The sequence below is a fragment of the Staphylococcus petrasii genome (assembly GCF_002902565.1).
Taxonomy (GTDB): domain Bacteria; phylum Bacillota; class Bacilli; order Staphylococcales; family Staphylococcaceae; genus Staphylococcus; species Staphylococcus petrasii.
Map to the genome: position 1 here is coordinate 20761 of NZ_PPRC01000001.1, position 19826 is coordinate 40586.

Below are 19826 nucleotides of genomic sequence, written 5' to 3' on the forward strand. Positions count from 1 at the left end.
TTAAGCCTGCGGGCAGTGTTAATAAATCATAATTTGCATTTAACTAGGGGGAGTTAGAATGAATGTTAAATCACCACGTCCTGTTCATCTGAAAGGGACACGAGATGAAGCAGTATTGTTATTACATTCGTTTACAGGCACGATTCGTGATGTTAAACATTTGGCGACAGTACTTAATGAGGAAGGTTACACGTGCTATGCGCCAAATTACCGTGGGCATGGGTTACCTTTAAATGAGTTTACTCAATTTACGATTAACGATTGGTGGAACGATGTGCAAGAAGCGTACCAATTTTTAAAGAATGAGGGCTTTGAAACGATTTATGTAACTGGCGTATCATTAGGCGGTTTATTTACATTGAAATTAGCTGAAACGGTTAAAGTTGATAAAATCGCGGTGATGTCTGCACCAAGTGAAAAAGAAGAAGCGGGCATTGCATGGCGTATGGAACGCTATGGCCAACGTATGAACGAATTATTGAATTTCGATGAAGAAACATCACAACAACAATTAGAGAATATCCAAACATATCAACCTCATATTACGACATTTAAAAACTTTATTGCAGGCATAACTGAAAACTTGAGCGATATTGAAACACCGGCAAGAATTTTATACGGTGGTAAAGATGAACAATCTTATCAAGATAGCGCCAAATACATTTATCAACACATTAAGAGTGAGGATAAAGAATTAGTGCGTCACCCATTATGTAAACATTTGATGACCCACGGAGATGGCAGGGACAAAGTAGAATCTGATATCATTGAATTCTTTAATGCATAAAGTAATGGAGGAATAAAATGAAACGTACTTTTCTATTAACATATACAACAGTTTCTGGAAAATCATATACTGAATTTAAAACTTTTCAAAATGGGCCAGATTGTGACACATGTGTGCAACGTCTGATTGATGAATTCGACGAACTTGCCTATTTATTTCTAAAAGATGGTACACAGGTGCACTATATTAATGTCGATCATATTGAAAGTTTAAGTATTCAAGAAGTACAGGATGGACAAGACATCGCGTACGATTTTAATGGATAAAAAGTAGTAGAAGGTATAAAGATGTATGAGTTAAATACTTCTGTCTTTAGGAATAAGAGAGTGGGACAATAAGTTCGTAATGAATTCTGTCCCACTCTTAAGTATATTAAGCTTTCATCTCGTTAAGAAATTGAATAACATGTTTTTGTTGGTAGACTACTAATTTATGTTCATTATCATTTTTATCAATTACTTTTACCCCGTTAGGAATAATACCTAGGCTTCTATATGGTTTTACTTCTTTTATATTGTCATAAGACACAAATACTGGGTCTTTTTGAATATTCAAAGCGTGCGCAGTAAATTTGAAACCATTGTCCTCAAATAATACATGACCACCAACGGCCTCTTTTCTTTTCCAATAATTAGCTTTAATTTTTTCATGAAGTAAAGACATAAATAATCCTCCTTTATAGGCTCTTTTATACAAATGTTACTATATAGAGTAATAAATAAAAAATATATGTATATTGCACTCTTTAACTAGACGTGATAGAGTAGTACTTAAGTGCATAAACGCTTTAACGCGTTAAAGGGAGTTGGTAAAATGAGTAGCCAATCGCAATGGAAAACTTCAACTGGATTTATTTTAGCAAGCGCTGGATCAGCAATCGGGCTAGGCGCAATGTGGAAGTTTCCTTATATGGCAGGGATATACGGTGGTGGAGCTTTTCTACTCTTATTCTTATTATTTACGATATTTGTAGGGTTACCACTATTAATTATGGAATTTACAGTAGGTAAGATGGGAAGAACTTATACTACTCAAATATATAGCAAATTAACTGGTAAAAAATGGCTAAATATTATCGGTTGGAACGGTAATTTAGCTGTATTTATTTTATTCGGATTTTATAGCGTTATCGGTGGCTGGATCATTATTTATATTGGTAATGTCATCCTACAAATGCTATCTATTGAAAAAGCATCACTTACTCAAATTAACTTTGAAAAGATTATCAGTAATCCTTGGTTAACCGTATTGGGACAAGGTATTTTTATTCTGTTGACTATGGTTATTGTTATGATGGGTGTTGAAAAAGGTTTAGAAAAAGCGTCAAAAGTGATGATGCCGCTATTATTTATCTTTTTAATCATTGTAGTAGCAAAATCTTTGACTTTAGACGGAGCGCTAGACGGCGTGCGCTATATCTTACAACCTAGAATGGAAGATATTCCTATGAAAGGCGTACTTTTCGCACTAGGCCAATCGTTCTTCACGTTATCTTTAGGTACGACAGGAATGATTACATATGCGAGTTATGCGCCTAAAGAAATGACAATTAAATCGTCTGCCATTTCAATTGTTATTATGAATATTCTAGTATCTGTATTAGCAGGATTAGCAATTTTCCCAGCGTTAAAAACATTTGGCTATGCGCCTCAAGAAGGGCCAGGGTTATTATTTAAAGTGTTACCTTTAGTATTTAGTCAAATGGGCTTCGGAATTGTATTTTACTTTATCTTTTTAATCCTATTTTTATTTGCAGCATTAACATCATCTATTTCATTATTAGAACTTAATGTTTCTAACTTTACTAAAAATGATAATACTAAGCGTAAATCAGTCGCATTTGTCGCAAGTATTTTAGTGTTTATTATAAGTATTCCAGCGACACTTTCATTCGGTAGTTTAAGCGGATTTAAGTTTGGCGCAGGTACTATTTTTGATAATATGGATTTTCTAGTATCAAATATATTAATGCCATTAGGTGCTTTAGGTACAACACTTGTAGTTGGGCAATTACTAGATAAAGATGCTTTAAAAGAAAGTTTCGGAAAAGATAAATTCAAATTCTTTGCGCCATGGTATTTCTTAATTAAATACATCATGCCAGTCGTCATCATCCTAGTATTTATCGTGCAATTATTTTAGTATGTAAAGAAAAATGAGGTTGAATTCCTATCAATTTATAGGATTCAACCTCATTTTTTATTTGAATAAAGCGTCTAAGTAGTCACGTTCAATTTCTAAACCGCGTACATACTCATCAGACATGATTTCTTTACTAATTTCAATATTTTTAGAGTTAATAAATAATACTAATTTGTGGTTTTCTTCTTTAGAATCAAAGAATGTCATTGCACGATGAAGTGCTTTTTCTTCTGAGAAAAGGATAAGCGTACGTCCATACACTAAATCTTCTTTACCTCTTTGATAAGACGCTTCTAAGAAGTCATAAACTTTTTCGCCATCATTATATTCAAAACCTGACTTAATATCGCCATGGACTTTGTCAGCTATATTAGAAAGTCTTTCTTTATCAGTTTCGTCTTCAGGTTTGTATTGGTCTTTGACGTACATTTTCCATTTACTAAATTCATCATCAATGCGTTCATTTAATTGTTGATCGTCACTATTATTTTTAAATTTTTCCACTAGTTCTTTTAGTTCATCTAGTTCCATTAATTCATCTCTAGATATCCCACTAGGTTCAAATTCTTTATAATGTTCATCTGCATGTGCTGGCATAGTGATTCCTCCTCGTTTTAAATATCTAAATCTTTATTCCTTTAATTTATATATTTAAAACATTTTGAGAGGGAGTTGTACCTATTTTCAAAAAATAAGCTATTACATATTTTCAAAAGTGACATCTTGTTTGCGCAACTCATTCATCACTTTTTCAGGAATAGCAGAATTATTAATTGTTACATTGATAAAGGTACAATCTTTCATTTTTACATTGTCTAAATGACATAAATCTAATGCGACATTCTCAAAATATACTTTTTTAAAAACAACATCCTTAAAGGTTACATTACGTAAACTACAGTCCTTGAAGTAAGATTGTTCTATTGTTAAAGCGTTGAATTGACTATCGTCAAATGTAGTCACGCTATAGTTTGATTTATTAAGTAATGTTTTGAAAAAGTTAGTGTTTACAAAGATACTGCTACTAAAGTCACAATTTATAAATTTAGAATTAGAAATAGTATTGATATTTTTAAAGATACCTTCGCTAAAATTACAATTTTTAAAGCGACTTTTGTTTACTTCTAATTCATCATACATAGCATTTCTAAAATTACTATTCGTATAATTTAATTTTTTATAATTTTCATTTGAAAATACGGATAAAGATAAATCTGCTTTTGAAGGCATAAGTTTGTTCTCCTTTGTGTCATATTAGTTATAAAACATGCGCTCTTTGTGTGTTTAATACATTAATCGTAACACGATTATTAATCTGAACGATAGTTATTAATTAGTAATAGTTAATAGTCTAATTTTTTAGTTAATAAATAATTTAGCTTTTTGCATTAATGCTAAGGATAGCGTATAATCCATAGTGGTTAAGTAAGAATTGTAAATTATACACATTTTGGAAATGAATATTAATAAAAGAAAGTAGGTTATATTCAGACGGTAATTAACGTACTGGATACTCAACATGATTGCATATGATTTAATAGGACAAACACCACTAGTATTATTAGAAAGTTTTAGTGATGACAACGTTCAAATTTATGCTAAATTGGAACAATTTAATCCTGGTGGCAGCGTGAAAGATCGCTTAGGTAAATATTTAGTAGAAACAGCTATGAAGGAAGGAAGGCTTCATAAAGGCGATACGATTGTAGAGGCAACAGCAGGAAACACAGGCATTGGATTAGCGATTGCGGCTAATCGTTACAATTTAACATGCGTCATTTTTGCTCCGGAAGGCTTTTCAGAAGAGAAGATTTCAATTATGCGCGCGCTTGGTGCAGACATTAAGCGTACGCCGAGAAAAAACGGAATGATTGGTGCGCAACAAGAGGCGCGAGCTTACGCAGAAGACACTGGCGCTGTCTATATGAACCAGTTCGAAACAGAACATAATCCGGCTGCTTATACGCATACGCTAGGCAAACAACTTACAGATGCGTTGCCACACATCGATTACTTCGTGGCAGGCGCTGGCTCAGGTGGGACGTTCACTGGTGTCGCGCAACATATGAAACAGTTCGATGTGAAGAATGTCATCGTTGAACCTGAAGGCTCGGTGCTTAACGGCGGTGAAGCGCATGCACATGATATTGAAGGTATTGGCTCTGAGAAATGGCCTATCTTCTTAGATAAATCATTAGTGGATGACATTATTACCGTGAGTGATAAAGCTGGCTTTGAAAATGTGAAATTGTTGGCGAAACAAGAAGGCTTACTTGTAGGAAGTTCTTCAGGTGCTGCACTACAAGGTGCTTTAGAAATTAAAAATCAAATCGATAAAGGTGTTATTGTAACCATTTTCCCAGATGGAAGCGATCGCTATATGTCGAAAAAAATATTTGAATACAAAGGAGATAAATAAAATGAAGAAAAAAACACAAATGATTCATGGTGGACATACGACAGATGACTATACTGGCGCAGTAACTACGCCAATTTATCAAACAAGTACGTATTTACAAGATGATATTGGCGATTTAAGACAAGGTTATGAATATTCTCGTACTGCGAATCCTACGCGTTCTTCATTAGAAAGTTTAATTGCGAATTTAGAGAACGGTAAATATGGTTTCGCATTTGGTTCAGGTATGGCAGCGGTTAGTGCAGTTATTATGTTATTAGATAAAGGCGATCACATTATTTTAAATTCTGATGTATATGGTGGTACTTACCGTGCGTTAACAAAAGTATTTACACGCTTTGGTATCGACGTAGATTTTATTGATACGACTCACATTGAAACGGTTAAAGACTACATTAAACCAGAAACTAAAATGTTATATATAGAAACACCTTCAAATCCATTATTACGTGTGACTGATATTAAACGTACTGCAGAAATTGCGAAAGAACATAATTTAATTTCTGTTGTGGATAATACATTTATGACACCGTATTACCAAAACCCATTAGACTTTGGTATTGATATCGTGTTACATTCAGCAACTAAATATTTAGGTGGACACAGTGATGTTGTAGCTGGTTTAGTTGCTACTGCTGACGATGAGTTAGGCGAACGTTTAGCGTTTATTTCTAATTCAACTGGCGGCGTGCTTGGACCACAAGACAGTTATTTATTAATTCGTGGTATTAAAACATTAGGTTTACGTATGGATCAAATTAACCGTAACGTTGAAGCTATTGTTGAAATGTTACAAAATCATCCAGCCGTACAACAAGTGTTCCACCCAAGCATTAAAGATCACTTAAATCATGATATTCATGCAGCACAAGCAAGTGGTCATACTGGTGTTATCGCATTTGAAGTGAAAGATACAGAAGCTGCGAAACAATTAATTCATAAAACAACTTACTTCACATTAGCGGAAAGTCTTGGTGCCGTTGAAAGTTTAATTTCTGTACCAGCTTTAATGACACATGCGTCAATCCCAGCTGATGTACGTGCTAAAGAAGGTATTACAGATGGCTTAGTACGTTTATCTATCGGTATTGAAGATACAGATGATTTAGTTGAAGATTTAAAACAAGCCATTGATACTTTAAACGCGTAATTAATTAAATATAATTGATTGTATAAGAAATAGCGGATGCTCCACTAAAGGGCATTCGCTATTTTTTTATAAATTGATATTGAAAGTTGTTAAAAAATACTATATAAGTAAATAAACACTATAAAATTCAGAAATTTTAAATTTTTTAAAAAATTATATTGACGCTTAATTGAGTATCGCATATAATTCACTTATTCTTATATGTTTAATCAGAAATAGATGAGGGGGAATACGATTGATTGAATTTCGAAATGTGAATAAAGTTTTTCGGAAAAAGCGAGAAACAATACATGCTTTGAAAGATGTGTCTTTCAAAATAAATAAAAATGACATATTTGGCGTTATTGGATACAGTGGCGCTGGTAAAAGTACGCTTGTTCGATTAGTGAACCAACTCGAACATACTACAGATGGCCAAGTGATTGTAGATGGTCATGAAATTAATACATATAGTGAAAAAGATCTTCGTAAAGTAAAAAAAGATATCGGTATGATATTCCAACACTTTAATTTATTAAATTCTAAAACAGTCTTTAAAAATGTTGCAATGCCACTTATTTTAAGTCATAAAAGCAGTGCGGAAATTAAAGCAAAAGTAGAAGAAATGTTAGAGTTCGTTGGTTTAGCCGATAAAAAGAATCAATTCCCCGATGAACTTTCAGGTGGTCAAAAACAACGTGTAGCTATTGCGAGAGCGCTCGTCACAAATCCTAAAATTTTATTGTGCGATGAAGCAACAAGTGCGTTAGACCCTGCAACTACAAGTTCAATTCTCCAATTATTAAAAAATGTAAATCAAACTTTCGGTGTCACAATTATGATGATTACTCATGAAATGAGTGTTATTCAAAAAATTTGTAACCGTGTTGCTGTGATGGAACAAGGTAAAGTAGTAGAGCTTGGCACAGTTAAAGATGTATTTAGCCATCCTAAAACGAAGACGGCTAAGAGCTTTGTCTCTACAGTGATTAGTACTGAGCCATCGATAGCGTTACGCGAATCATTTAAACGTGCAGATAATAATTACACAGATTATCAATTGTTCCTAGATAAACAACAAATTGAACAGCCTTTAGTGAATGAACTCATTCGTCAATATCAAGTCAATGTAACGATTTTATTTTCATCTATGTCGGATATTCAAGATGAAACGGTGTGTTATTTATGGTTACGTTTTGAACATGACCAACATTTTCAACGGAATAAGGTTGAAGATTACTTTAATGCACATCACATTCAATTTGAGGAGGTGCATTAGATGTTTGGTTCAAGTATAGATTCATCTCAATTACTTCAAGCACTATACGAAACGTTATATATGGTGACGGTCGCATTAATTATAGGGGCGTTAATTGGTATTCCATTAGGTATTTTATTAGTTGTTACTCGAAAAAATGGGATATGGCCAAATGTGATTATTCACCAAATTCTTAATCCAGTTATTAATATTTTAAGATCTATTCCATTTATTATTTTATTAATCGCGATTGTACCATTTACTAAATTATTAGTAGGTACATCGATTGGGACGACTGCAGCAATTGTTCCGCTAACAGTATACGTTGCACCTTACATAGCACGATTAGTTGAGAATTCATTATTAGAAGTAGATGACGGTATTATTGAAGCAGCAAAAGCAATGGGGGCTTCACCGTTACAAATTATTCGTTACTTCTTATTGCCTGAAGCATTAGGTTCACTCGTTTTAGCAATTACTACTGCCATTATTGGATTAATTGGTAGTACTGCGATGGCTGGTGCTGTCGGTGGTGGCGGTATTGGTGACTTAGCTTTAGTTTACGGTTATCAACGTTTCGATACACTTGTCATCATTATTACAGTGGTGGTTTTAGTTATTATCGTTCAAATTATTCAGTCATTAGGTAACTTTATTTCTAGAGTGATTCGAAGAAATTAGTTATTTAAATATATATTTTCTTAATTAGGGAGGCATTTTCAGATGAAAAAATTATCGGATTATTATTAGCGTCGTTAATTGTCTTAGCGGCATGTGGCGGAGGCGGCAACGATAAGAAAGTAACAATTGGGGTTGCTTCGAATGACACTGCTGCTTGGGAAAAGGTAAAAGAATTAGCTAAAAAAGATGGTATTGATGTCGAAATCAAGCATTTTTCAGACTACAATGTGCCTAACAAAGCATTAAGTGATGGGGACATCGATATGAACGCATTCCAACATTTCGCATTCTTAAATGAATATAAAAAAGCACACAAAGATTCAAAAATTGAAGCAATTAGTACAACAGTGTTAGCACCATTAGGCGTTTACTCTAAAAAAGTTAAAGATATTAAAGATGTTAAAGATGGCGCAGAAGTCACTATTCCAAATGATGTGTCTAACCAAGCTCGCGCATTAAAATTATTAGAATCAGCTGGATTATTAAAACTTAAAGATAACTTTGGTTTAAGTGGTACAACAAAAGATATTAAAGACAATCCTAAACATTTAAAAATTAAAGCAGTAGACGCGCAACAAACTGCACGTGCATTAGATGATGTAGATATTTCAGTTATCAATAATGGGGTAGCAACTAAAGCGGGATTAGATGCTAAGAAAGATCCAATCTACTTAGAAAAATCTTCTTCAGACGCAGTAAAGCCATACATCAACATTGTTGCGGTTAACTCTAAAGATAAAGACAATAAAACAATTAAGAAAATTGTAGACTTATACCATGGCAAAGAAGCGCAAGAAGCATTGAAAAAAGATACTAAAGACGGAGAAAAAGCCGTTGATTTATCACAAAAAGAAATTAAAGAAATTGAAGATAGCTTAACTAAATAAAAATAATAAAGTGAGAAGGCCAATTGAGTATTCATATACTTAATTGGTCTTTTACATTGTTGTATAAATGTAAATCTAAAAACATATAACAATATATAAAATTTACATTATATATATATCGCACTAAAAATTCATACATATGTAATCAAAATGAAATGGAATATTATATCAATTTGTATTAATTTAATATACGTATACTACTCGTTCGGATTAAAATGATTTACACATTAAATATAAAAAGCTTTTAATTCGGTTTCGAAATATTAATGAATAAATAACTCACGTATGGTTAAGGAGGCACTATTTCATGAATAAAAAATATCTTGCGACAGCTATTATAGGTACAGGAGCTCTAAGCTCAACGTTCTTCGGACATCAAGCTGAAGCATCGACAACACATACAGTTCGTAGTGGGGAATCAGTATGGTCTATTTCACATCGTTATGGTATTACAATAGCTAAACTAAAATCACTAAATGGTTTATCTTCAAACTTAATTTTTCCAAACCAAGTATTAAAAGTTTCAGGTTCTGCATCTACAAATCATTATTCAAGCCACTCATATCAAAGTAATTCAGGTAATACATATACTGTAAGAGCAGGGGATAGTTTATCATTAATTGCTAGTCGTTACGGCACAACTTATCGTCATATTATGGACTTAAATGGTCTTAATAGTTTCTTAATATTCCCTGGGCAAAAGTTAAAAGTTTCAGGTTCGGCTACAACTCATACATATACACAAAATAACAATTCATCTTCAAATTCTACTGGATCAACAAGTACTTATACAGTTCATTATGGAGATTCATTATCATTAATTGCATCACGTTATAACACAACGTACCAACATATTATGCAATTAAATGGATTAAATAATTTCTTCATTTATCCAGGTCAACAATTAAAAGTAAGTGGTACGGCACCAGTACATACGCAAACTACAAGCACTAGAAGCGTAACAACGTCACAATCAAATTATTATTCTCCAACATTCAGTCACAGTAATTTATATGATTGGGGTCAATGTACATGGCATGTGTTTAATCGTCGTGCAGCTGTAGGTAGAGGTATTAGTACATATTGGTGGAATGCTAATAATTGGGATAATGCAGCAGCAAGAGATGGATATAGAGTTGATTATAGTCCAGCAGTAGGTGCGATTGCCCAATCAGATGCTGGTTACTATGGACACGTGGCATTTGTTGAAAGAGTAAATAGTGATGGTAGCATTTTAGTATCAGAAATGAACTACAGTGCAAGCCCAGGAATTGCTACATATCGTACAATTCCAGCATATCAAGTACGTAATTATAAATTTATTCATTAATATAAAAATAGAAAGGCTAGTCATACTCTAGTTCGTTTTTGAACTTTTGTATGACTAGCCTTTTATTACTTTTATTGGAAATTATAGTCTTCTTTAGCTTTTCTGAAGCTTGAAGCTAAACGTGTAACATTAATAATGAATGAACCAAATGCTGTTATTTTGCGGAATTTATATGGTGATCTCATTGAAACGATGAAATCAAGTAAAGTACCGAATGCACTTAATCCTAAAGATAAATAAACTAAGTTTTTATTTTTAGCATTAAATTTAATGCCGTTATAACCATCAACGATAAAGCTAGCTGTGCTGACTAAGCTAGATAAACGTGCAGTTTTTGATTTTTTTGCCATGAATAATACCCTCCGAAACGTAAGAATCTGGATAAAAGCATTTAGGCTCTGGGAAATCGCTTAACGGCGTCCCAAAAGCAGAATTTTCGGCAGACACTCTCACGATTCGACAAAATTTGAGAAACAATTTTGCTCATCGTTCGGTTCTGCTCAAATCCTAAGCGCTTTTGTCCCGACCTTCTTTACTATTATATGTTAACATCATACTAAATTGAGTTATTTTTTTGAAGTGTAAAGCCACAAATGGAGGAATAATATTCTATGATTAAATGTGTGTGTTTAGTTGAAGAAACTGATGACAAAATATTATTGGTGCAAGTACGCCACAGAGAGAAGTATTATTTTCCTGGAGGCAAGATTGATGAAGGCGAAACCTTACTTGATGCGATTCAAAGAGAGGTTAGGGAAGAACTAAGTTTAGACCTAGCACAAAGTGATTTCACTTATATAGGCACAGTGGTTGGAAAAGCTTATCCTCAACCAGATATGTTAACTGAATTGAATGGGTTCAAAGTTAATGTAGACATTGATTGGGATAAAGTGTCGATTGATAATGAGATTACTGATATGAAGTGGTTTGATAAGAAAGATACTTCATTAATAGCGCCCGCTGTAATTAAATGGATTGAAACATTTTCGACGAGAGAGTAGGAGAAATATGCAGATTCGACGTTTTACAAATAAAGATCTTAAGTTGATTGAATCATTTAAAGTGCTTAAGGAAGATCGCAAATTTACGAGAACTCCATTACATAATATTGAATTAGCTCAAGAGGATAGTGAAAGATATCCGATTATTGTAATACAAAATAACAGATGCGTGGCATATTTCACTCTACATGAAGGCAGTGGCGTTGTACCCTATAGTGACAATCCTAAGGCTATGTTCTTTCGTTCATTTAGTGTAGATGCGAAACATAGGGGGCAAGGTATTGGCAAATCCATTATTGAAGCATTACCTCACTTCATCGAACAGGAATTTCCAAATGTAAACGAAATTGTACTTACAGTAAACACTGATAATCATAAAGCTATTAGGTTGTATGAGAACGCAAGATACAATTATACTGGGGACGCTTCTTTAGAAGGTAGGCCAGTTTATATCATGAGCTATACAATTAAATAAAAAGTAAGCGTCGCTACAATGTTCGATAATTGCAGGACGCTTATATTTTATCTATCTTGGTCACGTTTAATTGATGCTTCATTTTCAAGAGAAGAGGTATCAGAAGTTGTTGAATGATTAAATTTAGGGTGTTTAATCAGCATCGCGGTAATCCATGCTGTTACCGGAATGCTTAGGGCTACGGCAATGCCACCTAATAGAATGGAAATAAATTCTTGGGCGAAAATCTTCGAGTTAATAATATGTCCAAACGAATAATGGAGCTGGAAGAACCAGAAGAATAAAGTCAACTGACCACCAAAGAATGCCAAATAAATCGTGTTTGCCGAAGTGGCGAGAATTTCTCGACCTACACGCATGCCTGATTGAAATAATTCTTTGCGCGTTAAGTTAGGGTTAGCAGCATTGAGTTCGTAGATAGGCGAGCTGATGGTAATCGTTAAATCGATGACCGCAGCAATCACGGCAAGAATGATAGTGAATACAGAAAATTGCACCATGTCGATACCAATATTCATAGAGAAAATGTAAGTTTCATCTTGTTGCTCAGTCGCAAACCCTTGTAAATGACCTAATTTAACCGATAAATAGATGCCTATAATTAAAATAATAGTGGTAGCAATGGTACCTATAAATGCAGCTTTCGTCTTAGTGTTATAACTATTTAAAATAAATAGATTGCAAGCTGCTATGATAAAGCAAAAAATGAGTGAAACTAAATAAATAGGCGTTCCAAACATAATGAAAACAATACTAATGATTAAAATAATAAAGTTTAAAAATAGCGTTAAATAAGAAACTAACCCTTTTTTATCTCCAAAAATAATCATTAAAGCAAATAAAATAAGTGCGAGTATAAAAATTGCATTCATCGTGTCATAACACCCCTTCTTTTAACCCATAGCACCATGAGGCCGATAGTGATTGGAATTGTTAGTACTATACCAATCCCACCAGTTAGTGCACGGACTATTTCCAACGACCAATTCATTGAAATCGTATAGGTAAACGTATTAGCATTTTTTAAATAAATTAAAAACATAGCTAAACTGCCGGATAAATAAGAGAAAAGTAAAATATTGGTCATTGTACCCATAATATCTTGACCGATATTACGACCAGCTAATGCTAAACGAGACGTAGTGATGTCAGGCGTGCGTTGAACAATTTCATACATACCACTAGAAATGGTAATCGCTACGTCCATAACAGCGCCTAATGAACCGATTAATACGGAAGCCATAAATACATCTTTAGGCGGTAAGGTTAAAAAGCTCATGGTTTCATATTTTATGCCCGACCCACCTGTGAGTTGAATGACTAATTCTGTAATGCCGATACATAAAAATGTGCCTAATAACGTGCTAAGCGCCGTAATCCATGTGCGCATGTGCCAACCCGTTACCAATAGTAATGTAACGATCGAAGAAAGAACAACCGCTATACTCATTAGTAAAAATAAATTTGTGGATGGCAGTTGGTTATGAATTGCTATCGCTGAAATAATCGCAATGGTATTAAATATTAACGATAAGATGGATTGAAGCCCAACGTGTCTTCCTACTAGAAGTAACGTTACAATAAAGACGCCCACAATAGCCACAGTCAGACTATCACGCTTTTTCTCTAAAATGGTCGCATCTTTAGGACTTTTTTGAATATGTAATAATACTTTGTCATTTTTACCAAAATATTCAGTATCTGCTTGAGATTTTACATAAGTATTATCAATAGTTGTGGTAGCACCTTTAAATTGGCCATTAAGTATTGTTAATGTTAAGTGCTGTTTATACTTTAAGTCAGAGTTATGTTGTTCGTCTGTTACTTTTTGTGCTTTGGTTGTTTCAACTTGCGTGATTTTACCGATAGGTGTTCGATAAAAAGATGCATTAAAAAATGTAAAGACAAATAAAGCTATCATTACAATAGTGATAATAAGCGTTATCCAATTAAGGATACGTCGTTGTAATGGTGTTTGTTTCTTTATATTCATTAATCATAAACCTCTTTAACTTTCTATTTCTGCCCTTTATTATGACAGGGGTGATTATACGCCTCCACAATTGATTATTCAAATAGTAACTATTTTGATTTACGGATTTTAAACCCGGGATGGCCACTTAAAATATCCTTATTTGTCACTGATTTCTAATGATAAGTCGACACTTTACTCAATAGTTGTTGTATTAAATTCAATAAATTAAGTACGTCTATTTTTTTATTGTCTTTTTTTGCGATAGCGCAAAATGAACGTTTTAGCTCCGTATGTGCTAGCGAAATATCATATATTTGTTGATCAACATTATTAAACGTTACATAGTCAGGCACAATGACATATCCTCGTTGCTGTTTTAATAAGTATTTCGCTAATAATTCTGTTCCTACAATATTAGTAGAAGTTTTTAGAGCGCTTTTTAATTTACGTTCTATGCTAGGAGCAAGTGGTGTCAGTGTATATAACATTTGTTTCTCAAATTGAGAGAGTGGCGGTTGCGTTGCTAAAGCCACCGCATCATCTTTTGGCACATATATATGATAAGTTTCTTCAAATAAAGGTTTTAGTGATAAGTGTTTATCTTGTTGTAATTCTGGCGTTATCTCAACTAATCCTATATCTAACGCTCCGGTATGAATCTTTTCAATAATCTCTGGCGTTGTCATTAATGTTGGCATTACCGTGCTCTCATAATTCTGTTCAAAAGATTGAATGAGAGACGTAATCATCTTCGAGATATAACTTTCTTCAAATCCGACATTAATAATATGTGCATTTTTAAGTTTTTCTTTTTGGAAAAGGGCAACTGTTTCATCTAATTGTCCTAAAATTTGAGTGGCTTGGGTTAATAAAGCTTTGCCCTGAGAGGTTAGATGAATATTACGTCCTTGTCTATTAAATAATGTCACTTGTAACTCTTGTTCTAACAAGGTGATTTGCCTACTTATGGCAGACTGAGCAATATTCAATTCTAATGCTGCTTCAGAAATATGTTCACGTTTTGCGACTTCAACGAAATATTTAAGTTGTTTAATCTCCAATACGTTCCCTCGCTTTCAGTTGTGCTAATTATCATGGTGTTATTCATCTATTTTTTAGAACGGTATCATCTATTTAATATATTGTTCAGATAAATATTTTACATTATATTAATTATTATTAACAGTAAATTTTCTGAAAATTCTCAAAAGGAGTGGGCATCGTGTTTGAACATAGTTTAAAAAGAGGGTTGTATGATTTCCGTGAGGAACATGATGCATGTGGTATCGGTTTTTACGCCAATATGAATAATGTAAGGTCTCATGACATTATTGAAAAATCTTTAGAAATGTTGCGACGATTAGACCATCGTGGGGGCGTTGGGGCAGACGGAATTACTGGAGATGGTGCAGGTATTATGACAGAAATTCCGTTTGAATTTTTCAAAAAATATAGCGGATTTGACTTACCTAATGAAGGGGAATATGCGGTAGGTCTTTTTTTCTCTAATCAAAAAATTGCTGGCACATTACATGAAACGACGTTTAATCAAATTATTGAGCAAGAAGGTTTAAGCGTTATCGGCTATAGAGATGTACCTGTTGATACACAAGCTATTGCGCCACACGTTGTGGCAACTATGCCTTATATTCAACAAATCTTTATTAATTTAAATTCACATAAAACAGCTGTGAAACAGCTTTTCCTAGCAAGAAAGCAAATTGAAAAGTACGCAGAATCGCAAGAGTTGGAGCTTTATTTCACAAGTTTATCTCATAAAACGATTGTATATAAAGGATGGCTACGTTCAGACCAAATTAAAAAATTATATTTAGATTTAAATAATGAAGATTATCAGTCTAAGCTAGGTTTAGTTCATTCAAGATTTAGTACGAATACATTTCCGAGTTGGAAACGTGCCCATCCGAACCGAATGTTGATGCATAACGGAGAAATTAATACGATAAAAGGCAATGTCAATTGGATGCGTGCACGTCAGCGCAAATTAATTCATACATTGTTTGGAGAAGAAAGTTATAAAATTTAAAAGATTGTGGATGAGGATGGTAGTGACTCAGCAATTGTAGATAACGCGTTAGAATTCTTAACATTAGCGATGGAGCCTGAGGAAGTGGCAATGTTGTTAATTCCTGAACCATGGTTATATAACAAATCAAATGATGAAAATGTACGTGCATTTTATGAATTCTATAGTTATTTAATGGAGCCATGGGATGGACCGACGATGATCTCATTCTGTAATGGTGACAAAATTGGTGCGCTAACTGACCGTAACGGCTTACGTCCTGGTCGTTATACAATTACTAAAGATAACTTTATTGTGTTTTCATCTGAAGTGGGTGTCATCGATGTCCCTGAGGAAAACGTTGCTTTTAAAGGGCAATTAAATCCAGGGAAATTATTACTGGTAGACTTCAAAGCTAATAAAGTCATTGATAATAATGAGTTAAAAGCACGTATTGCCAGTCAACATCCGTATCAAACATGGCTTGAAAAGCATAAAGTTGATTTAGGTTTAGATGACGTAAAGTATAACCGTCGTTTATTAGAACCATCAACGTTATTTAGATTACAAAAGCAATTTGGTTATACCAAAGAAGATATTTATAAATATATGACTGCTTTAGTTGCAGTCAAGAAAGATCCAATTGGTGCTATGGGTTATGATTCACCACTTGCAGTTTTAAATGAGCGACCTGAGTCATTATTTAATTACTTTAAGCAATTATTTGCGCAAGTAACCAATCCACCGATTGATGCGTATCGTGAGAAGATTGTAACAAGTGAACTTTCTTATTTAGGGGGAGAAGGAAACTTATTACAACCGAACCCTTCTGTGCTAAATCGTATTCAATTATCTAAACCTGTGTTGACGTTGAGTCAATTAGAGACGATTAAACAAAGTAAGTTTGACGTGAAACATTTATCAACGTTATATCGTGGCAGTCTTGAAGAAGCGTTACAACACTTAGGGAAAGCGGCGATTCAAGCTACACGTGAAGGCTATACGATTTTAGTGCTTGATGATAGTTCACTCATTGAAAGTGAGATTAAAGCAGAAGCGGACGAGAGTCAACGTTATGCGATTCCAATGTTGTTAGCAATCAGTCATATTCATCAGTTATTGATTAGAGAAGATTTACGTATGAACACGAGTCTAGTCGCTTTATCTGGTGAAACACGCGAAGTTCATCATGTCGCTTGTTTACTAGGTTATGGTGCCAACGCGGTTATTCCATATTTAGCACAACAAACGATTGCGCACTTAGCAGAGGATGGACATCTTAAAGGTTCTATTTCTGAAAATGTAGAAACCTATACAAATGTTTTATCTGAAGGTGTCATTAAAGTTATGGCTAAAATGGGTATTTCCACTGTTCAAAGTTATCAGGGTGCCCAAATCTTTGAAGCAGTGGGACTTTCTCAAGAAGTCATTGATGCTTATTTCACAGGTATGCAATCTAAACTATCAGGCTTAAGCATTGAACAAATTGATGAAGAAAACAAAGCACGTCAAAGTAGTCATAGTGAATATTTAGAACCAGGAAGTCTTTTCCAATGGCGCCAACAAGGCCAACATCATGTATTTAATCCGACAACGATTCATTTATTACAACATGCGTGTCGTGAAAATGATTATGAACAATTTAAAGCTTTTTCAAATGCAGTCCATGACAACAGAAAGGACCACTTACGTGACTTATTAGAATTTAAACCACAACGCTCTATTCCTATTAGCGAAGTGGAATCTGTAGAATCTATCGTTAAACGTTTTAACACTGGGGCAATGAGTTATGGTTCAATTTCTGAAGAAGCACATCAAACATTAGCGAAAGCTATGAACCGATTAGGCGGAAAAAGTAATAGTGGTGAAGGTGGAGAGAACCCTAAACGCTATGAAATCCAAGAGGACGGCAGTTATTTATCAAGCGCGATTAAACAAGTAGCCTCTGGACGTTTCGGTGTGACAAGTAATTACCTGCAACATGCGAAAGAATTACAAATTAAAGTAGCTCAAGGCGCTAAACCAGGGGAAGGTGGACAATTACCAGGTACTAAAGTCTACCCGTGGATTGCTGAGACACGTGGATCAACACCAGGTATTGGCTTAATTTCACCACCGCCACATCATGATATTTATTCAATTGAAGACTTAGCACAATTAATTCACGATTTGAAGAATGCGAACAAAGAAGCGAATATTGCCGTAAAACTTGTATCTAAATCAGGCATCGGTACTATTGCTTCAGGGGTAGCTAAAGCATTCGCAGATAAAATTGTTGTAAGTGGATACGATGGTGGAACAGGTGCGTCTCCTAAGACAAGTATTCAACATGCTGGATTACCATGGGAGCTAGGGTTAGCTGAAACACATCAAACATTGAAATTAAATCATTTACGTAGTCGTGTACGTTTAGAAACAGACGGTAAATTATTAACAGGTAGAGATGTGGCCTTAGCTTGTGCATTAGGCGCAGAAGAATTTGGCTTCGCGACTGCACCGCTTGTCGTTTTAGGTTGTATCATGATGCGCGTCTGTCATAACGACACATGTCCAGTAGGTATTGCCACTCAAAACCAAGACTTGAGAGCCTTATTCAGAGGTAAAGCTGATCATGTAGTTAACTTTATGCATTTTATTGCTGAAGAACTTAGAGAGGTTTTAGCTTCACTTGGTTTGAAAAAGGTGGAAGATTTAGTGGGACGAACAGATTTATTACAACGTTCTAGTGATATTAATTTTAAATCTAAAGCCGCATCACTTGATGTCACTAAATTATTACATTTAGTAGACGGACCAAACACAAAACAAATTTCTCAAGACCATCATTTAAATATTGGTTTCGATTTAAATTATCTATATAAAGACGCTAAACAAAGTATTGAAAATGGAGAAACATTCAAGGGGTATTACGTTGTAAATAATGAACAACGTGATGTGGGAGTTATAACAGGTAGTTATATTACACAACAGCATGGTAGTGAAGGTTTACCGGAACATACAATTATTGGTGAAACAACGGGCCATGCAGGTCAAAGCTTAGCAGCCTTTGCGCCTAAAGGATTATTGATTCATCACACTGGTGATGCCAACGACTATGTAGGTAAAGGGTTATCAGGCGGTACCGTTGTTGTAAAAGCACCTAATAAAGCACGAGAGAACGAAATTATCGCAGGAAATGTAAGTTTCTATGGTGCTTCACAAGGTAAAGCCTATATTAATGGTAAAGCTGGTGAACGTTTCTGTATCCGTAATAGTGGTGTAGACGTTGTAGTTGAAGGTATTGGTGACCATGGTTTGGAATACATGACTGGAGGCCACGTCATCATACTAGGCGACGTTGGTAAGAACTTCGGACAAGGTATGAGTGGTGGCGTCTGCTACATTTTCCCAAGTGATATTGAGACATTTAAACGCGTTAACGCTTTGCCGACATTAGCCTTTAAGAAAGTAAGTCATGACGAAGAACGAAATTTATTGAAAGAACATTATCACTTTACTCAAAGCACTAAAGCAGCGGCTATTTTACAAGATTTTGACCATGTAGCTGATAAAGTAGTCAAAGTTATTCCGAAGGATTACGAATTAATGATGCAAAAAATCGAGTTACAACGTCGTCGTTTGCCACAAGAGGAAGCGAAATTAGCGGCATTCTACGATGAAGGTACTTCAATTGATCAAAACTTACAACCGGCAGTTATTTATTAAAGAGAGGAAGA

Annotated in this window: 18 protein-coding genes and 1 pseudogene; 12 read left to right on the plus strand and 7 right to left on the minus strand. The window is 34.4% G+C overall.

What is annotated here, in order from left to right; genetic code table 11:
* Positions 1-58: 58 nt before the first annotated feature.
* Together CD127_RS00100 and CD127_RS00105 are read left to right on the plus strand one after the other, a co-directional pair.
* Positions 59-787: an alpha/beta hydrolase gene (locus tag CD127_RS00100; RefSeq protein WP_103365316.1), complete on the plus strand. Its 729-nt coding sequence runs from the start codon at positions 59-61 to the stop codon at positions 785-787.
* A 17-nt stretch (positions 788-804) separates the two neighbouring features.
* Positions 805-1053: a hypothetical protein gene (locus tag CD127_RS00105; protein WP_103365317.1), complete on the plus strand. Its 249-nt coding sequence runs from the start codon at positions 805-807 to the stop codon at positions 1051-1053.
* Positions 1054-1159: 106 nt separating this feature from the next.
* Here CD127_RS00105 and CD127_RS00110 read toward each other — a convergent pair whose 3' ends face one another.
* Positions 1160-1450, minus strand: coding sequence for a hypothetical protein (locus tag CD127_RS00110; protein ID WP_103365318.1), 291 nt, complete (start codon positions 1448-1450; stop codon positions 1160-1162).
* 150 nt (positions 1451-1600) lie between these two features.
* Here CD127_RS00110 and CD127_RS00115 point away from each other — a divergent pair, with 150 nt between their 5' ends.
* On the plus strand, positions 1601-2929 hold the full coding sequence (locus tag CD127_RS00115) for a sodium-dependent transporter (protein ID WP_103365319.1): 1329 nt from the start codon (positions 1601-1603) through the stop codon (positions 2927-2929).
* A gap of 57 nt (positions 2930-2986) precedes the next feature.
* Here CD127_RS00115 and CD127_RS00120 read toward each other — a convergent pair whose 3' ends face one another.
* Together CD127_RS00120 and CD127_RS00125 are read right to left on the minus strand one after the other, a co-directional pair.
* Positions 2987-3526 (minus strand): hypothetical protein, encoded by a 540-nt coding sequence (locus CD127_RS00120; protein ID WP_103365320.1) that lies wholly within the window; start codon positions 3524-3526, stop codon positions 2987-2989.
* Positions 3527-3628: 102 nt separating this feature from the next.
* Positions 3629-4159 carry a pentapeptide repeat-containing protein gene (locus CD127_RS00125; RefSeq protein WP_103365321.1) on the minus strand — a complete coding sequence of 177 codons (531 nt, stop codon included), beginning with the start codon at positions 4157-4159 and terminating at the stop codon, positions 3629-3631.
* A 289-nt stretch (positions 4160-4448) separates the two neighbouring features.
* Between CD127_RS00125 and CD127_RS00130 the strand changes: the two genes are divergently transcribed.
* The 6 genes from CD127_RS00130 to CD127_RS00155 all read left to right on the plus strand — a co-directional run bounded on the left by CD127_RS00130 (position 4449) and on the right by CD127_RS00155 (position 10633).
* Positions 4449-5348, plus strand: coding sequence for a PLP-dependent cysteine synthase family protein (locus tag CD127_RS00130; protein WP_103365322.1), 900 nt, complete (start codon positions 4449-4451; stop codon positions 5346-5348).
* A 1-nt stretch (position 5349) separates the two neighbouring features.
* Positions 5350-6498, plus strand: coding sequence for a bifunctional cystathionine gamma-lyase/homocysteine desulfhydrase (locus CD127_RS00135; protein WP_103297748.1), 1149 nt, complete (start codon positions 5350-5352; stop codon positions 6496-6498).
* Between the two features lie 235 nt (positions 6499-6733).
* Positions 6734-7756, plus strand: a complete 1023-nt coding sequence (locus CD127_RS00140; RefSeq protein ID WP_103365323.1) for a methionine ABC transporter ATP-binding protein — start codon at positions 6734-6736, stop codon at positions 7754-7756.
* Entirely contained in the window at positions 7757-8416 is a 660-nt protein-coding gene (locus CD127_RS00145; RefSeq protein ID WP_103365324.1) for a methionine ABC transporter permease, read from the plus strand.
* Positions 8417-8439: 23 nt separating this feature from the next.
* Positions 8440-9303 (plus strand): dipeptide ABC transporter glycylmethionine-binding lipoprotein, encoded by an 864-nt coding sequence (gene gmpC, locus CD127_RS00150; RefSeq protein WP_103365325.1) that lies wholly within the window; start codon positions 8440-8442, stop codon positions 9301-9303.
* 307 nt (positions 9304-9610) lie between these two features.
* Complete coding sequence (locus CD127_RS00155) at positions 9611-10633, plus strand: LysM peptidoglycan-binding domain-containing protein (RefSeq protein ID WP_103365326.1); 1023 nt, start codon at positions 9611-9613, stop codon at positions 10631-10633.
* Between the two features lie 71 nt (positions 10634-10704).
* Here CD127_RS00155 and CD127_RS00160 read toward each other — a convergent pair whose 3' ends face one another.
* A complete protein-coding gene (locus CD127_RS00160) occupies positions 10705-10983 on the minus strand; it encodes a hypothetical protein (protein WP_103365327.1) in 279 nt (92 codons plus the stop codon).
* Positions 10984-11244: 261 nt separating this feature from the next.
* On the opposite strand from CD127_RS00160, the gene CD127_RS00165 reads away from it, so the two are divergent.
* The gene (locus tag CD127_RS00165; protein ID WP_103297742.1) at positions 11245-11634 is read left to right on the plus strand and encodes an NUDIX hydrolase; all 390 of its coding nucleotides are present in this window, start codon (positions 11245-11247) and stop codon (positions 11632-11634) included.
* Between the two features lie 7 nt (positions 11635-11641).
* A complete protein-coding gene (locus CD127_RS00170) occupies positions 11642-12109 on the plus strand; it encodes a GNAT family N-acetyltransferase (RefSeq protein WP_103365328.1) in 468 nt (155 codons plus the stop codon).
* A gap of 47 nt (positions 12110-12156) precedes the next feature.
* On the opposite strand, the gene CD127_RS00175 is transcribed toward CD127_RS00170, so the two are convergent.
* From CD127_RS00175 to gltC, 3 genes are all read right to left on the minus strand, one after another.
* Positions 12157-12981: a YibE/F family protein gene (locus tag CD127_RS00175; protein ID WP_103365329.1), complete on the minus strand. Its 825-nt coding sequence runs from the start codon at positions 12979-12981 to the stop codon at positions 12157-12159.
* Complete coding sequence (locus CD127_RS00180) at positions 12978-14102, minus strand: YibE/F family protein (protein WP_103365330.1); 1125 nt, start codon at positions 14100-14102, stop codon at positions 12978-12980. Before CD127_RS00180 ends, CD127_RS00175 begins: the two co-directional genes overlap by 4 nt.
* Before the next feature lie 155 nt (positions 14103-14257).
* Positions 14258-15145, minus strand: coding sequence for a glutamate biosynthesis transcriptional regulator GltC (gltC, locus tag CD127_RS00185; RefSeq protein WP_103365331.1), 888 nt, complete (start codon positions 15143-15145; stop codon positions 14258-14260).
* Positions 15146-15306: 161 nt separating this feature from the next.
* On the opposite strand from gltC, the pseudogene gltB reads away from it, so the two are divergent.
* Positions 15307-19815 (plus strand): annotated as a pseudogene (gltB, locus tag CD127_RS00190) (glutamate synthase large subunit).
* Positions 19816-19826 lie beyond the last annotated feature (11 nt).

What these genes read in the sequence shown, in the direction of transcription:
- CD127_RS00160 (WP_103365327.1), bottom strand. Translation starts at nt 10,983, where the DNA reads ATGGCAAAAAAATCAAAAACTGCACGTTTATCTAGCTTAGTCAGCACA.
- CD127_RS00165 (WP_103297742.1), top strand. Translation starts at nt 11,245, where the DNA reads ATGATTAAATGTGTGTGTTTAGTTGAAGAAACTGATGACAAAATATTA.
- CD127_RS00130 (WP_103365322.1), top strand. Translation starts at nt 4,449, where the DNA reads ATGATTGCATATGATTTAATAGGACAAACACCACTAGTATTATTAGAA.
- CD127_RS00180 (WP_103365330.1), bottom strand. Translation starts at nt 14,102, where the DNA reads ATGAATATAAAGAAACAAACACCATTACAACGACGTATCCTTAATTGG.
- CD127_RS00110 (WP_103365318.1), bottom strand. Translation starts at nt 1,450, where the DNA reads ATGTCTTTACTTCATGAAAAAATTAAAGCTAATTATTGGAAAAGAAAA.
- CD127_RS00170 (WP_103365328.1), top strand. Translation starts at nt 11,642, where the DNA reads ATGCAGATTCGACGTTTTACAAATAAAGATCTTAAGTTGATTGAATCA.
- CD127_RS00115 (WP_103365319.1), top strand. Translation starts at nt 1,601, where the DNA reads ATGAGTAGCCAATCGCAATGGAAAACTTCAACTGGATTTATTTTAGCA.
- CD127_RS00100 (WP_103365316.1), top strand. Translation starts at nt 59, where the DNA reads ATGAATGTTAAATCACCACGTCCTGTTCATCTGAAAGGGACACGAGAT.
- CD127_RS00120 (WP_103365320.1), bottom strand. Translation starts at nt 3,526, where the DNA reads ATGCCAGCACATGCAGATGAACATTATAAAGAATTTGAACCTAGTGGG.
- CD127_RS00125 (WP_103365321.1), bottom strand. Translation starts at nt 4,159, where the DNA reads ATGCCTTCAAAAGCAGATTTATCTTTATCCGTATTTTCAAATGAAAAT.
- CD127_RS00155 (WP_103365326.1), top strand. Translation starts at nt 9,611, where the DNA reads ATGAATAAAAAATATCTTGCGACAGCTATTATAGGTACAGGAGCTCTA.
- CD127_RS00175 (WP_103365329.1), bottom strand. Translation starts at nt 12,981, where the DNA reads ATGAATGCAATTTTTATACTCGCACTTATTTTATTTGCTTTAATGATT.
- CD127_RS00145 (WP_103365324.1), top strand. Translation starts at nt 7,757, where the DNA reads ATGTTTGGTTCAAGTATAGATTCATCTCAATTACTTCAAGCACTATAC.
- CD127_RS00105 (WP_103365317.1), top strand. Translation starts at nt 805, where the DNA reads ATGAAACGTACTTTTCTATTAACATATACAACAGTTTCTGGAAAATCA.
- CD127_RS00135 (WP_103297748.1), top strand. Translation starts at nt 5,350, where the DNA reads ATGAAGAAAAAAACACAAATGATTCATGGTGGACATACGACAGATGAC.